The following is a 13,488-nucleotide window of genomic DNA, read 5'->3' as shown; positions in this document are numbered from 1 at the left end:
TAATGGCTGCTACTACTGACAAAGCCGTCAACGCCAACGCCGAAAAAATGAAAGCCCTCCAGCTGACCATGGACAAGCTGGACAAGGCCTACGGCAAAGGCACCGTAATGAAGCTCAGCGACAACAAGGTGGTCGATATTCCGGCCATCAGCACCGGTTCGCTGGGTCTCGACATTGCCCTCGGCATCGGCGGCTTGCCCCGCGGCCGGGTAGTGGAAATCTACGGCCCGGAATCGTCGGGTAAGACGACGCTGACCATGCACTGCATTGCCGAAGCGCAGAAGAAAGGTGGCATTGCCGCCTTCATTGACGCCGAGCACGCATTTGACAAAGCCTACGCCGAAAAGCTGGGTATCGACACCACCAACCTGCTCATCGCCCAGCCCGACAATGGCGAGCAGGCCCTCGAAATTGCCGACCACCTGATTTCCTCGGGTGCCATCGACATCATCGTGATTGACTCTGTGGCCGCCCTGGTGCCCAAAGGCGAACTGGAAGGCGACATGGGTGAGTCGAAGATGGGTCTGCAGGCCCGCCTCATGAGCCAGGCCCTGCGCAAGCTCACCGGTACCATCAACAAAACCGGCTGCTGCTGCATCTTCATCAACCAGTTGCGTGAGAAAATTGGCGTGATGTTCGGTAACCCCGAAACCACCACTGGTGGTAACGCCCTGAAGTTCTATGCTTCGGTTCGCCTCGACATCCGTCGGATCGGCCAGATCAAGGAAGACAAGGACAACGTGACCGGCAACCGCACCAAGGTGAAGGTGGTAAAAAACAAAGTGGCCCCGCCCTTCAAGGTGGTCGAGTTCGACATCATCTACGGTGAAGGCATCAGCAAAATCGGTGAAATCCTCGACCTGGGCGTCGACATGGGCATCATTGCCAAGTCGGGCTCCTGGTTCTCCTACAACGGCGACCGGCTTGGCCAGGGCCGCGAGGGCGTAAAAACCATCCTGCACGACAACCCCGAGCTGGCCGACAAGATCGAGCAGCAGATCCGGGACCTGGTGAAGGGTGAGCCTGCCGCTGCGCTGGCTGCCATCCCGGTTGAGGAAGGCGACGAAGACGACGATACGCTGTAAGCCTTTTGGCTTCTAGCTTCTGTAAAAAGCTCGCTGCACCCGCAGCGGGCTTTTTTGTTTCCAGCTGAACCTAACTAGCTAATCTGAAAGACCAACGTGCAACATAAACGGCAGCAGCTGCGCTAGAAAGGCCGGGGAGCCGCTATGCGCCGGTAAATCTTGCTGGCATTGCCTTTGCGTATAGGAGGCTGCATTTGATTGATTACCTTCGTACACACTTCCATGAATCGTCGCTGGCTCCTGTCTGCTCCCCTCCTGTTGCCCACCCTGGGTCTGCTGCTGGCGTTTAGCCCCAGCGACGTCATCCGGTCGGTGCCCAACAACAGCTTTACCAAGGGGGAGGTCGTCAGGTACAAGGTCCACTACGGCCTGATCAACGCGGCCGACGCCACCATCGAGATTGCCGGTGACATTCACCGGGTGAACGACCGGCCCTGCTACAAGGCCACCGTCACGGGCCGCACCATCGGCTCCTTCGACTACTTCCTGCGCATCCGCGACACCTGGCGGTCCTACATCGACACCACCAGCATTCTGCCCCAGAAGTTTTTCCGCAACATCGAGGAAAACCGCTACCGCAAAAAGGAAACCGTCGACTTCGACCATTCCCGGGATATGGCATTGGTCGAAAGCCGGGGCGACGACAAGGATCCGCTGAAAAAGGAATCCTTCAAGGTGCCCAACAACGTGCAGGATATGGTCAGCGGCTTTTTCTTTCTGCGCACGCTCAACTACGACCAGCGCAAGGTAGGCGAGCTTATCCGCGTGCAGGGCTTCTTCGACGGGCAGGTGTTTAACCTCGACGTCATCTACAAGGGACGGGAAACGGTGGAAACCAAGGCCGGCGTGATTCGCACCATCCGGCTGGTTCCGCGGATGCCGGAAAACAAGCTTTTCAGCGGAGAGAATGCGGTTTCGGTGTATCTCTCCGACGACCGGAACAAGATTCCGGTGCTCATCCAAGCCGAGCTTGTCGTCGGCTCCGTTAAAGTGGATATGTACAAATACCAGGGCCTGAAAAACCGGCTGAATCTGGTAGCCAAAAACTGACCTCCTTTTCAAGCGACCCCGCCGGGTCGCTTTTTTTTTGCCTGCCATGACCGTGCTTCACAAAAACGTAACACTGCCCGCACCGCCGCCACCGGTATTTTTGTCATCACGGCTGTTCTTTTACTCTTCCTCACCCTCAACCCGCCGACGTCCTGTGCAAAGCTCTACCACCCCTACCGCTTACAAGATTCTCGTAGTCGACGACGACCCGGACATTGTGGAGCTGCTTGAATACAACCTCCGCCGGGAGGGCTACACCGTCAGCAGCGCGCCCAACGGCCGCCGGGCCCTGGAAATGGCGGCGGAGGTAAAGCCCGATATCATTCTGCTGGACGTGATGATGCCCCAGCTCGACGGCATTGCCACCTGCCGGCTGCTGCGGGAGCAGCCCCAGTTTCGCGACACTTATATCATTTTCCTAACGGCCCGGGCCGAGGAATTTTCGGAAGTAGCTGCTTTCGACGCCGGCGCCGACGACTTTATTGCCAAGCCTATTAAGCCCCGGGCCCTGCTCAGCCGCCTTACAGCCTACGCCCGCCGCGACCGGGACCCGCAGCCCCAGTCGGAAACCATCAAAATTAACGGCCTGACCATCGACCGCACCGGCTACGCCGTGTACCAGGGCGGGCAGAAGATTATGCTGCCAAAAAAGGAGTTTGAGCTGTTGTCGTTTCTGGCCGCCTCGCCCCACAAGGTGTTCGGGCGCGACGAGCTGTTGCAAAACATCTGGGGCAACGACGTGTTTGTGCTGGCCCGCACCGTGGATGTGCACGTGCGCAAGGTGCGTGAGAAGGTGGGTGACCACCACATTCAGACCATCAAGGGCGTGGGCTACAAGTTCAACAAGGAGTAGCAGGTTGCCCGTTTAGTGTCCGTTTGCCGCAGCAGAACACTCCCGTTCGGCCCTACTCCGTTATTCCGCTTTCCGTCAAGATAGCGGCACCTTTGTCTGGAATGAACCTCTCGTCCCGCACCATTGCGCTGATTTTGTCGCTGCTCGTGGCAGCCACGCTGACCACGTTTGCCTGGGCAGTGACGACGATGTCGTTTCGGGAAGCGTTTCTGGCGGCGGGGCTCACGGTGTCGGGGTGCTTTATTCTGGTGTACCTGTCGTTTGAGGCGCTGATTTTTCGGGAAGTCAACAACCTGTACGCCGACCTCGAGCACATCAAGCGCAAGGAGTTCCGGCGGCTGTCGAACAAGTTCCTGTTCCGGCCCGAGCCCCTGAAGCGGATGCGGGAGGAGATTGTGCAGATGGCCGAGCGCAAGCAGCAGGAAATCGACGAGCTGAAACGCCTGCAGGCCCTGCGCCGGGAGTTCCTGGCCGACGTGTCGCACGAGCTGAAGACGCCCATCTTCGCCGCCCAGGGCTTTCTGCACACCGTGCTCGACGGCGACGTGGACGACGAGCAGGTGCGGGAGCGGTTTCTGCAGAAAACGGCCGTCAGCCTCGATACGCTCAACGCTCTGGTGCAGGACCTGGTCACGATTTCCCAGCTGGAAAAGGGCGTGGTGCGCATGCGCCGGCAGACGTTTGACCTGGCGGCTTTGGTCACGGAAATCTTCGAGCAGCTGGAGCTGAAGGCGGCCCAGCGCGACGTAAAGCTTCAGCTTTTCCCACCCCGGCTGCCGGAGGAGGGCATGCCGGTGCTGGCCGACCGGAACCGCATCCGGCAGGTGCTGGTAAACCTCATTGACAATGCCATCAAGTACGGCCGGGAACAGGGCCACGTCACCGTCACGCTCACCGAGGGCAGCAAAGCCGTGCGCGTGGCCGTGCGCGACGATGGGGAAGGCATTGCCAAGGAGCACCAGAGCCGCATCTTCGAACGGTTCTACCGCATCGACAAAAGCCGTTCCCGCGACTCGGGCGGCTCGGGCCTGGGCCTGGCCATCAGCAAGCACATCGTCGAAGCGCACAAGTCTACCATCCGGGTCCGGAGCGAGGTCGGGCAGGGTACCGTTCTGGAGTTCAAGCTGACGCGCCCCCGCCAGCTGGTAGGTTAGTTGTCCGTTGTCCGTTGTCAGAACGACTCTAACAACGGATAACCAACCACCAACAACTACTCTTCAAGACCCAACTCCATCTTCGTACCTTTGCGGGCCGCTATGAAGCTACCCGATTTCGAAGACCTGATTCTGTTTGAAGACGACGACTTTGTTGTCATCAACAAGCCCCCGTACCTGGCCACGCTGGACGAGCGGATGGGCAATGCCCCCAACATCCTGCGCATGGCCCGGCAGCACCACCCCGACATGCAGGCCTGTCACCGCCTCGACAAGGAAACGTCGGGCGCCCTGGCGCTGGCAAAAAACCCGGAGGCCTACCGCCACCTGTCGATGCAGTTCGAAAACCGGGAGGTAAAGAAATTTTACCACGCCGTTGCGGCCGGGGTGCACCAGTTCGACCGCAAGCTGGTCGACCGCAGCATCGAAACCACGACCAAGGGCAAGGCCCGGCTGGCGTACAAAGGCAAGGAGGCCGAAACCTACTTCACGACCCTGGAAACCTTTGCCCGCCACACCCTGGTTCAGTGCGAGCCCATCACCGGCCGGATGCACCAGATCCGCCTCCACCTTATGTATCTGCAGGCGTCCATCGTGGGCGACACGCTCTACGGCGGCGAGCATTTCTTTCTTTCCAGCCTCAAGCGCAAGTTTAATATGAAGGAAGGCGACGAAGAGCAGCCCTTCATCAAGCGGTTTGCCCTGCACGCGGCCGAGCTTACGTTTGCCCGCCTCAACGGGGAGCCGGTGACGGTAGCGGCCCCCTACCCCAAGGATTTCCGGGTGCTGGTCGACACGCTCCGGCAGTACCGCTAGCCGTGGCTGACGGGCGAAAGTCCGTGGAACTCAATCACAAATAGTACAGTACCGCTTGTTTTTTCAGGATAGAAAGGTAACTTTGTGTCCGTTTTTCCCGGACCCTGGTGGGTTCTATCTCATTTCCAAACGTTTACTCATTTCCCCAATGGATCATCTGAGCTTCAAGACGCAATCCGTCAACAAAGCCAACGCCAACAAGGGCTGGGTCGTCGTTGATGCTAGCGTTGCACCGCTGGGCCGCGTGGCCAGCCAGATTGCTAACATCCTGCGCGGCAAGCACAAGCCCTCGTTCACGCCCAACTCTGATTGTGGCGATTCGGTTATCGTTATCAACGCCGACAAACTGCGCGTGACTGGCAAAAAGATGACCGACAAAATCTACGTATCGCACTCGGGCTACCCCGGTGGCCAGAAGCGTAAGTCGATGCGTGAGGTGATGGAGAAATCCTCGACCCGCGTAATCGAGCACGCCGTACGTGGTATGCTGCCCCACAACCGTCTTGGCCGGGAGCAGTTCCGCAGCCTGTTCGTGTACGAAGGTGCCGAGCACCCGCACGAAGCCCAGCAGCCCAAGCCCGCTGATTTGAACAAACTGTAAGCCCTGACCGGCTTCTCCTTTTCTCTTTATTTTTTCATTAATGGAAATCACCAACACCTCTGGTAGAAGAAAAACCTCGGTGGCCCGCATCTACATGCAGGCCGGGCAAGGGAATATCACTATCAACGACCGGGACATGAAGTCGTACTTCGGCAACGAGCTCCTGGAAAACATCGTGAACCAGCCCTTCGCTACGCTCGAGAAAAACGGGCAGTACGACGTGAAGGTCAACGTGCGCGGCGGCGGCATCTCGGCTCAGGCCGAAGCTATTCGCCTGGCTATCTCGAAGGCCCTTGTGGAAGAAGCCGCTGATACCCGTCCGGCTCTGAAGAAGGAAGGCTTCCTGACCCGCGACCCCCGCATGGTGGAACGCAAGAAGTTCGGCAAGCGCAAAGCACGCCGCTCGTTCCAGTTCTCGAAACGCTAATCCCAGAGGAAATTTATCATGGCTCAGTCCACCACCTATAAAGACCTGCTCGACGCAGGTGCCCACTTTGGTCACCTTACGCGCAAGTGGGATCCGAAAATGGCGCCGTACATCTTCATGGAGAAGAACGGCATCCACATCATCGACCTGAACAAGACCCTGGCTTCGCTGGAGCAGGCCACCTCGGCCATCCGCAACATCGCCAAGAGCGGCCGTAAGGTAATGTTCGTGGCCACCAAGAAGCAGGCGCAGGAAATCGTAACGGCAGAGGCTGAGCGCCTCAAGATGCCGTTCGTAACCGACCGCTGGCTGGGTGGCATGCTCACCAACTTCGCTACCGTTCGCAAGTCGCTGAAGAAGATGAGCACCATCGACAAGATGGTAAAGGAAAACACCGCCTACGCCGCCATGGCTAAGCGCGAGCGTCTGATGATGTCGCGTGAGCGGGAAAAGCTGGAGCGCGTTCTGGGTGGCATCGCCGACCTGAGCCGCCTGCCCGCTGCCCTGTTCGTAGTTGACGTGAAGCGTGAGCACATTGCCGTGAAGGAAGCCCAGAAGCTGGGTATCCCGGTTTTCGCTATCTGCGACACCAACTCCAACCCCGAGCTCGTGCAGTTCCCCATCCCGGCCAACGACGACGCATCGAAGTCGATTGCTTTGATCGTAACCGCTATGGGCAAGGCCATCGAGGAAGGCCTGTCGGAGCGCAAGGTTGACAAAGACGAGGCTGACAAAAAGCAGTCGGAAGACGAAGGCATCAAGGAAAAACAGGCTGCTGACGAATAGTCTTTCAAGGAGCTAGAAGCTAGGAGTCAGGAGCTGGAATTTGTGATGCAGGCAGTTTGCCCATTCAAATCTGGCCCCTGGCTCCTAGCTTCTTTCCGTCCTACTCATTTTGATTCTAACTCCTAGCTTCTAGCTACTAACTCCTACCAAACAATGGCAGCAATTACCGCCGCAGACGTGAACAAGCTCCGCACCATGACCGGTGCCGGCATGATGGATTGTAAAAAAGCACTGACCGAAGCCGATGGCGACTTCGAGGCCGCTCGTGACATTCTGCGCAAGCAGGGTCAGAAGATTGCCGACAAGCGCGCCGACAACGCCACTTCCGAGGGCGTAGTACTGGTGCAGGTTAGCGAAGATGGCTCGAACGGCAAGCTCGTAGCCTTGGCCTGCGAAACGGAATCAGTAGCCAAGGTGGCTAACTTCCGCGAGCTGGTGCAGCGCATCCTCGATGCTGCTGTGCGTACCAACGCCACCACCAAAGAAGAAGTACTGTCGGCCAAGGAAGAGGACGGCCTGACCGTGCAGGAGCACATCACCGACCTGATGGGCAAAATCGGCGAGAAGCTGGACGTGACCTACGCTACGCTGAACGCCGAGAAAGTTGCTTCCTACATCCACTCCGACGGCAAGAAAGGCGTACTCGTAGGCCTGAAGAACGTTGCCGGTGCCGACATCACGGCCGTGGGCCGCGACGTCGCCATGCAGATCGTCGCCATGAAGCCCGTTGCCGTTGACAAAGACGGTGTGGACTCCGCTACCGTTGAGCGCGAAATCGAAATCGGCAAAGAGCAGGCGCGTGCCGAAGGCAAGCCCGAGGCCATGCTGGAGAAGATTGCCCAGGGCAAGCTCAACAAGTTCTACAAGGAGAACACCCTGCTCAACCAGGAGTTCGTGAAGGATAACTCCCTGACCATTGCTCAGCTGCTCGACAAAACGTCGAAAGGCATGACGGTAACCGACTTCAAGCGCGTGGCCATTGGTGCCTAAGCTTTCGGCTTAAATTAAATTGAGAAGCCCCGCTGGCATCGTGCCGGCGGGGCTTTTTGTTGTTTCTCTCCAGCAGGAAAATACGCTAGCGTCCCTGACTGGTGGGAACCGTTCTTTTCGGCCGGTTTACGCCCTGAAGCAGGTTTTTCGCCAGGGCCACCAGCAGGATCAGAAACAGCAATCCGATAAGCAGCCGCGGCCAGTTGATGCCTTGCATGAAGTTGAGGTAAGATTGACGAGCTTATTTGCCCGGCAAAGCTACAACAGCCGTAAGCGGTTGTTCGTCTTCCCAGGTAAACAAGCTTTCCAATGTCCAGCGAAAAACCGTCCGTGTTCAGCCGTGAAGTCCTGCTGGGGCAGCTACAGTCCCGCCCCAGTTGGGACGTGGTCGTTATCGGGGGTGGGGCCACGGGGCTGGGCGTGGCGCTGGATGCGCTAAGCCGGGGCTACTCCACCCTGCTGCTGGAGCGCGACGATTTTGCCAAGGGCACTTCCAGCCGGAGCACCAAGCTGGTTCACGGCGGGGTGCGCTACCTGGCCCAGGGCGACGTGCGGCTCGTGCGGGAGGCGTTGTACGAACGGGGCCTGCTGCTGAAAAACGCGCCTCATTTGGTCAAAAACCAGGATTTTATCATTCCCAACTACGACTGGTGGGGCGGACCTTTCTATACTATCGGGCTCAAGCTCTACGACCTACTGGCTGGCAAGCTGAGCCTGGGAGCATCGGCCCACCTGAGCCGGCAGGAAACCTTGAGCCGTTTGGGCAACCTGCAGCCGGCGGGGCTCCGGGGCGGGGTGCTGTACCACGACGGGCAGTTCGACGACGCCCGCCTGGCCATCAACCTGGCGCAGACGGCCGTGGAGCTGGGCGGCACAATGCTCAACCACTGCGCTGTGCAAAAGCTGTTAAAAGACGCGCAGGGTCAGATTACCGGCGTAGTGGCGGCCGACCAGGAATCCGGCCAGACCTACGACGTACAGGCGAAGACGGTGATAAATGCTACCGGCATCTTCGTGGACGATATCCTGCAGCTCGACGAGCCCGGCGTCCCCAAGCTCGTACGGCCCAGTCAGGGCGTGCACCTGGTGCTCGACCAGTCATTTCTGCCCGGGGAGGATGCGCTAATGATTCCGAAGACTGAGGACGGCCGGGTGCTGTTTGCGGTGCCCTGGCACAACCGCATCGTATTGGGCACCACCGACACGCCCCTGGACATCATCAGCCCCGAGCCCCGGGCCCTGGAAGAGGAAATTGAGTTTATTCTGCGCACCGCGGCCCGTTACCTGGTTCGTCCGCCCCGCCGCTCCGATGTGCTAAGCATCTTTGCCGGGCTGCGCCCGTTGGCCGCGCCCCGGAACGGCTCGGCGAAAACCCGGGAGATTTCGCGCAGCCACAAGATTCTGGTTTCGAAAGCCGGGCTGATTACCATTACCGGGGGCAAGTGGACCACCTACCGCCGCATGGGGGAAGACACCATAGACCGGGCCGTAGCCATGGGCCGGCTTCGCCCCGCCTCCACCCGTACCGCCGAGCTGCCCATTCATGGGGCGCAGCCCACTCCTGACCACCACAGCCACCTCTCCGGGTACGGCACCGATGCCCCGGCTCTGCAGCAGCTAATGACGGAGCACCCGGAGCTGGCCGAGAAGCTGGACCCGGCGCTGGAATTTCGGCAGGTCGAGGTAGTATGGGCGGCGCGGTGGGAAATGGCCCGCACGGTGGAAGATGTGTTGGCCCGACGGGTGCGGGTGCTGTTCCTCGACGCCGCCGCGGCTATCCGCATGGCGCCGCTGGTAGCCCGTCTGCTGGCCCGGGAGCTGGACCGGGATGCCAATTGGCAGCAGCAGCAGGTAATTGAATTCACGCAGCTGGCCCGGCAGTATGTGCTGGCACCCGGGTAAGCGTGACCGGGTGTGAGCAGCTCCCTACTGCCGGCCGATGCTCCTGCGGTACGTGCGCACCCGGGTTTCGGCGTTGTGCCGTACATTCATATAGAACAGACCATAGTCGGCTACGTGGAAGGAATGGCGCAGCTCGGGCATCCCGGGCAGAATAAAGCGCAGGTAGCCAACGGGCTTCGGCACATGCACCCACAGTAGGCCCTGGTGCGGCCGGGCATCCACTACGCCTTTGTCAACGCGGTTAAACAGAAACGGCACACCGCCCAGGTTGAGCGCGGCCGGGGCCGTAGCCGTGTCACGGGTCCAGGTCAGCGGGTTGGTAGCCACGCCCTGGCTGAACTGCGGGTACTCCTGGCCCCACTCTACCGTATTCCAGCTCACGTAGCAGCCGGTCTGGGTGGAGTCCTCGCAGGGCCGGATAGTTGTAAACTCGTCGGGCTTTACGGTGTGCCCCACCAGGTAGGCGGCCACGAGCTGTTTGCGCAGGACCGGGTCGTTTTCGAAAAAGTCGTGCAGCAGGCGGCGCGTGAGGTAAGTACCCTGGCTGTGCCCGGCCAGGATGATGGGCCGGTTGCTCGTGTGGTAGTGGTCGAGGAAATACTGAAAAGCCGCCTTCACGTCGATGTACGCCAGGTCGATGGCAGCTTTGCTGCTGGGGTTGGGCTCGTCGAAAAACGAGTAAAGCGTGGCCTGCCGGTACCGGGGCGCGTAGATGCGGCCTACGGAGTTGAACACGCTGGCCTGATTGCGAATCGTGTTGCGGTCGGTGACGCGGTTGGTAGCGGCGTCAGTCAGCGCGGCATTCCAGGGTCCCCGGCCGTAGTAGGTGGTCGGGTGCAGAAAAAACACGTCGACGGCGGCATTGCGCTGCCGGTCACGCAGACCAGAGTTCTTCGGCACGGCATCCGCCGAGTCGCGCCGCTCGGGCAGGGCGGCCCAGCTGTCCTCCTGGGAATAGTCCGGAGCCGGTGGCGACGGGTAGGCAGCAAAATCGCGCCGGGGGGCCAGCACGTTCAGGCAAGACGAAAGCAGCGGCAGTCCCAGCGCGGCCCACAAGGAAAAGGTGAAACGGGTACTTTTCATGAGCAACAGCAAGACACCGCTCCTCCGCGAATGGTTGCAGCCCGGTCCGGCTACTCGGTGAAGACGTTTTCAAGCAGGCGCTCCTGCCGCAGGTACACGATTTTGCCGTTGCGGTCGAGCCGGACGCGCACCTGCGCCAGCGTCTGCTGGTGCTGCTGCCGCGACTGGCGGAAGGCCTTGCTGCGCTCCTGATAAGTGACGACACGGGAGCCGTCCTCGGCCGGCGGGCCCACCTTCATGGTGCCGGGCTCAATCTCGGTTTCCGCCTGCTGGAACTCCGGGAAATGGCTGCGGGCCAACTCCTCACTGATGGCGGCCGGCGTGGTGTTCTGCTGGGTATAGAAACGCTCCACCGTCGGGGCAAAATGGCGACTGGCATCAAAGGGCGCGGCTTTCAGGTCTTCGTAGTACGCCTCCAGCACCGACTGCGCCTGGCTCCGCACGGCACTTTCGTCGACGGGAGCCGGGGTAGCGGCCGGGGCGGCCGCGGGAGCAGGAGTTACAGCCGCGGAGTCGACCGAGGGGGCCGCTGCCGGGGGAAGGGCAGGCTGGACGCGTACGGTTTCGGGCGCCGGGGCTACGGGCAGGTCAATCTGCTCGCCCTGCGGGCCGGTTTCGGGCGTTACCATCAGGCTGTCGTCGGCGGTGCGGGTTTTACTCGACAGGTGCTCCGACTCACGGTTGCCCAGGGCCAGATACAGCACCAGACTCAGCAGCAGCAGGATTCCGCCGATGATGAGCACCAGGCTGAGCGGGCTGCGGGCGGGGGCTTCTTCCACCTCTACTTCCTCATCCAGGGGCTCCTCCGACGGGCCTACCGGAGCCACCGGGGGCATGGGAGGCACCGGCGGCGCAGAAGTTGTGCGGAAAGTGGGCTCCACCGGAACCGGCCGGCTGTTGTTGCTGAAGCCTGTTGGGGGCGGGGTCACGGGCGGTATCGTCCCGCTGCCGGTTTCGGTTGCAGCCGGCGTCGGCTTCTCCCTTTCTGGAAAGAATTCAACCACCGAAGGCCCGAAAGGACCATCGACCGGCACCGTTTCGGCCAAATGCTCACTCGGAGGAGCAGCCGGCGGAGGTGGGGGCGGCGTTGGAATGGGCGTTGGCAGCGGCGGGGGCGGCGGCGGCACAGGCGCCGGGGGCGTTATGGGCGCCGGAGGGGAAACCGGTGCCGGGGGGACAACTGGAGCTGCCCCGGCGGGAGCGTCCCCGAAAAGCAGCTTGCGCTTCAGCGTTTCAAACTCGGCGGGCGTAATCGTGCCGGCGTCCAGCCACTCTTTCAGCTGGCGAAGGGTATCAAGTGGGGAGGGGTCTTTTTCCATTCCGGTGGTTTGTACTACACGCCGCGTAACCGCGGAGCGCCCCTATTTACGGTCAAGTGCGGTCAGCCGGTCACGCCGCTGCTGCAAACGCAGCTTGTGCAGCTCCATCAGCCGGGCATTATTGATCAGCTTTACCGAGTCCTCGCGGACCTTGAGCATGTTGTCGACGTTCTGCTTTTTGAGGGCCTCGATGCGGGCGAGGTTGCTGGCCGTGCTGGCTTTGAGGGCTCCGGTTTCCTTTTCGAGCCGCTCTCTTTCCTTCTGGGTATCGGCTACCAGCTTGTCGGCGGCTTCGATCTGCTCCCGGTAGGCTTTCAGGCGGGCAGCGGCGGCAAAGCTCTGCACCATGGAGCGCAGGGCGGCGTACTCCTTGGGCGTTTTGTCTTCGCTGAAAAAGGAGTCGGGGCCGTAGCTGCCGAACACGCTCAACTCCGAAACCGAGTCGGAAGGCGAGCTGACGGTGGAATACAGGTCGAGCAGGCGGCCGGAAATGGCATTGGCCGGCGTCTGCTTGGCTACCTGCACGTCCTTTTTGCCGACGCCCATCACGCCCCCGCCCTTGAGCTTGATGTTGTAGTTGTCCTTCAGCCAGTCGGCCCAGAAGTTCCGGGTCCAGTCGGCGGTGCCCTCCACCTGCACTTTCAGAACCTCGCGCTCCTGGCGCTCATAGTTGTAGCTGCCGGCCCGCACGTCGTACAGCTGGGCCGAAGCGCGGGGACCCACCGCCAGAAACAGGGTAAACAAAAACAGAACGGGGTAAAGTCTTTTCATATAAAACGGTTGAGAAGAAAACAGGAATGGGCGGCCTTAAAGATCGTGACGCTGGAAGGCTGCGTGCAGGTCGGCGGCCATTGCCTGGAAGCGGGCCAGGGCCGCGGCCAGAAACGCTTCGTCGAGCAGGTCGCGCACGTCGGCCTCACTGGTCACGTCCATCTCACTGACTTTGTAGGTCTGTTCGAACGGGCCTTTTTCCAGCTTGATGAGGTATTTACCATTCCAGGAAAACAAAGTGATTTTAGCTTCCGGATGCGGAATATCGGCTAGTTGACGCATAAAAGCGGGCGGGGTCGGGCAGCGAAAAAGCGAATATAGGCAGCCCCGGGCCAACATCCGCAGCTCAACGCTAGAAACAGCCGGCTCCGGCCCGCGTATACAGCTGAGCAATAACGCACTACTGTTTCACCTTAACGCACCATCACCATGCCTCAGGGAGATAAATCCGCCTACACCGACAAGCAGAAGCGGCAGGCCGAGCACATTGAAGAAGGCTACGAAAAGCGCGGCGTCCCGGAAGAAGAAGCCGAGCGCCGGGCCTGGGCTACCGTCAATAAAAACGATGGCGGCGGCAAGAAAAGCGGTTCCGGCCGGAAGAAGGAGGATAAATAGCTGCCAGCTGTAAGCCTCAAGCTGCAAGCTTTTTGC

Annotated in this window: 16 protein-coding genes; 11 read left to right on the top strand and 5 right to left on the bottom strand. The window is 60.3% G+C overall.

The annotated features are described in order from the left end of the window. Positions 1–2: 2 nt before the first annotated feature. The 9 genes from recA (at position 3) to tsf (ending at position 7,762) form a co-directional block, all read left to right on the top strand. A complete protein-coding gene (gene recA / locus LJY25_RS18320; RefSeq protein ID WP_227609926.1) occupies positions 3–1,085 on the top strand; it encodes a recombinase RecA in 1,083 nt (360 codons plus the stop codon). Positions 1,086–1,307: 222 nt separating this feature from the next. Further along, positions 1,308–2,135, top strand: a complete 828-nt coding sequence (locus LJY25_RS18315; protein WP_227609925.1) for a DUF3108 domain-containing protein — start codon at positions 1,308–1,310, stop codon at positions 2,133–2,135. Between the two features lie 154 nt (positions 2,136–2,289). Continuing rightward, a complete protein-coding gene (locus LJY25_RS18310; RefSeq protein WP_227609924.1) occupies positions 2,290–2,988 on the top strand; it encodes a response regulator transcription factor in 699 nt (232 codons plus the stop codon). A gap of 101 nt (positions 2,989–3,089) precedes the next feature. After that, a complete protein-coding gene (locus tag LJY25_RS18305; RefSeq protein ID WP_227609923.1) occupies positions 3,090–4,142 on the top strand; it encodes a sensor histidine kinase in 1,053 nt (350 codons plus the stop codon). A 102-nt stretch (positions 4,143–4,244) separates the two neighbouring features. After that, entirely contained in the window at positions 4,245–4,958 is a 714-nt protein-coding gene (locus LJY25_RS18300) for an RluA family pseudouridine synthase (RefSeq protein WP_227609922.1), read from the top strand. 148 nt (positions 4,959–5,106) lie between these two features. Further along, the gene (gene rplM / locus LJY25_RS18295; protein ID WP_227609921.1) at positions 5,107–5,559 is read left to right on the top strand and encodes a 50S ribosomal protein L13; all 453 of its coding nucleotides are present in this window, start codon (positions 5,107–5,109) and stop codon (positions 5,557–5,559) included. 40 nt (positions 5,560–5,599) lie between these two features. Next, entirely contained in the window at positions 5,600–5,986 is a 387-nt protein-coding gene (rpsI, locus tag LJY25_RS18290; protein WP_227609920.1) for a 30S ribosomal protein S9, read from the top strand. 18 nt (positions 5,987–6,004) lie between these two features. Beyond that, positions 6,005–6,772: a 30S ribosomal protein S2 gene (gene rpsB / locus LJY25_RS18285; protein WP_227609919.1), complete on the top strand. Its 768-nt coding sequence runs from the start codon at positions 6,005–6,007 to the stop codon at positions 6,770–6,772. 153 nt (positions 6,773–6,925) lie between these two features. Next, on the top strand, positions 6,926–7,762 hold the full coding sequence (gene tsf, locus LJY25_RS18280; RefSeq protein ID WP_227609918.1) for a translation elongation factor Ts: 837 nt from the start codon (positions 6,926–6,928) through the stop codon (positions 7,760–7,762). A gap of 85 nt (positions 7,763–7,847) precedes the next feature. Here tsf and LJY25_RS21300 read toward each other — a convergent pair whose 3' ends face one another. Beyond that, a complete protein-coding gene (locus LJY25_RS21300; RefSeq protein ID WP_262908857.1) occupies positions 7,848–7,979 on the bottom strand; it encodes a hypothetical protein in 132 nt (43 codons plus the stop codon). A gap of 92 nt (positions 7,980–8,071) precedes the next feature. On the opposite strand from LJY25_RS21300, the gene LJY25_RS18275 reads away from it, so the two are divergent. Next, a complete protein-coding gene (locus LJY25_RS18275; RefSeq protein WP_227609917.1) occupies positions 8,072–9,664 on the top strand; it encodes a glycerol-3-phosphate dehydrogenase/oxidase in 1,593 nt (530 codons plus the stop codon). A 24-nt stretch (positions 9,665–9,688) separates the two neighbouring features. On the opposite strand, the gene LJY25_RS18270 is transcribed toward LJY25_RS18275, so the two are convergent. The 4 genes from LJY25_RS18270 to LJY25_RS18255 are packed head-to-tail and all read right to left on the bottom strand — an operon-like array spanning position 9,689 to position 13,119. Then, positions 9,689–10,747: a DUF3089 domain-containing protein gene (locus tag LJY25_RS18270; protein WP_227609916.1), complete on the bottom strand. Its 1,059-nt coding sequence runs from the start codon at positions 10,745–10,747 to the stop codon at positions 9,689–9,691. 50 nt (positions 10,748–10,797) lie between these two features. Further along, a complete protein-coding gene (locus tag LJY25_RS18265) occupies positions 10,798–12,066 on the bottom strand; it encodes an SHOCT domain-containing protein (protein WP_227609973.1) in 1,269 nt (422 codons plus the stop codon). 42 nt (positions 12,067–12,108) lie between these two features. Continuing rightward, the gene (locus LJY25_RS18260) at positions 12,109–12,837 is read right to left on the bottom strand and encodes a hypothetical protein (protein ID WP_227609915.1); all 729 of its coding nucleotides are present in this window, start codon (positions 12,835–12,837) and stop codon (positions 12,109–12,111) included. Between the two features lie 36 nt (positions 12,838–12,873). Then, the gene (locus tag LJY25_RS18255; RefSeq protein WP_227609914.1) at positions 12,874–13,119 is read right to left on the bottom strand and encodes a hypothetical protein; all 246 of its coding nucleotides are present in this window, start codon (positions 13,117–13,119) and stop codon (positions 12,874–12,876) included. A gap of 147 nt (positions 13,120–13,266) precedes the next feature. Here LJY25_RS18255 and LJY25_RS18250 point away from each other — a divergent pair, with 147 nt between their 5' ends. Continuing rightward, positions 13,267–13,452, top strand: coding sequence for a hypothetical protein (locus tag LJY25_RS18250; RefSeq protein ID WP_227609913.1), 186 nt, complete (start codon positions 13,267–13,269; stop codon positions 13,450–13,452). Positions 13,453–13,488 lie beyond the last annotated feature (36 nt).

The sequence above is a fragment of the Hymenobacter translucens genome, assembly GCF_020685205.1.
GTDB classification, from domain to species: Bacteria; Bacteroidota; Bacteroidia; order Cytophagales; family Hymenobacteraceae; genus Hymenobacter; species Hymenobacter translucens.
Note: the sequence above shows the minus strand (reverse complement) of the source record. Positions and strands in the feature narration are given on the sequence as shown.

Bases quoted from the DNA above. Each gene is read 5' to 3' on its own strand.
- LJY25_RS18260 (WP_227609915.1), bottom strand. From the start codon at position 12,837: ATGAAAAGACTTTACCCCGTTCTGTTTTTGTTTACCCTGTTTCTGGCG.
- LJY25_RS18300 (WP_227609922.1), top strand. From the start codon at position 4,245: ATGAAGCTACCCGATTTCGAAGACCTGATTCTGTTTGAAGACGACGAC.
- tsf (WP_227609918.1), top strand. From the start codon at position 6,926: ATGGCAGCAATTACCGCCGCAGACGTGAACAAGCTCCGCACCATGACC.
- recA (WP_227609926.1), top strand. From the start codon at position 3: ATGGCTGCTACTACTGACAAAGCCGTCAACGCCAACGCCGAAAAAATG.
- LJY25_RS18275 (WP_227609917.1), top strand. From the start codon at position 8,072: ATGTCCAGCGAAAAACCGTCCGTGTTCAGCCGTGAAGTCCTGCTGGGG.
- rpsB (WP_227609919.1), top strand. From the start codon at position 6,005: ATGGCTCAGTCCACCACCTATAAAGACCTGCTCGACGCAGGTGCCCAC.
- rplM (WP_227609921.1), top strand. From the start codon at position 5,107: ATGGATCATCTGAGCTTCAAGACGCAATCCGTCAACAAAGCCAACGCC.
- LJY25_RS18250 (WP_227609913.1), top strand. From the start codon at position 13,267: ATGCCTCAGGGAGATAAATCCGCCTACACCGACAAGCAGAAGCGGCAG.
- LJY25_RS18255 (WP_227609914.1), bottom strand. From the start codon at position 13,119: ATGCGTCAACTAGCCGATATTCCGCATCCGGAAGCTAAAATCACTTTG.
- LJY25_RS18270 (WP_227609916.1), bottom strand. From the start codon at position 10,747: ATGAAAAGTACCCGTTTCACCTTTTCCTTGTGGGCCGCGCTGGGACTG.
- rpsI (WP_227609920.1), top strand. From the start codon at position 5,600: ATGGAAATCACCAACACCTCTGGTAGAAGAAAAACCTCGGTGGCCCGC.
- LJY25_RS18305 (WP_227609923.1), top strand. From the start codon at position 3,090: ATGAACCTCTCGTCCCGCACCATTGCGCTGATTTTGTCGCTGCTCGTG.
- LJY25_RS18265 (WP_227609973.1), bottom strand. From the start codon at position 12,066: ATGGAAAAAGACCCCTCCCCACTTGATACCCTTCGCCAGCTGAAAGAG.
- LJY25_RS18315 (WP_227609925.1), top strand. From the start codon at position 1,308: ATGAATCGTCGCTGGCTCCTGTCTGCTCCCCTCCTGTTGCCCACCCTG.
- LJY25_RS21300 (WP_262908857.1), bottom strand. From the start codon at position 7,979: ATGCAAGGCATCAACTGGCCGCGGCTGCTTATCGGATTGCTGTTTCTG.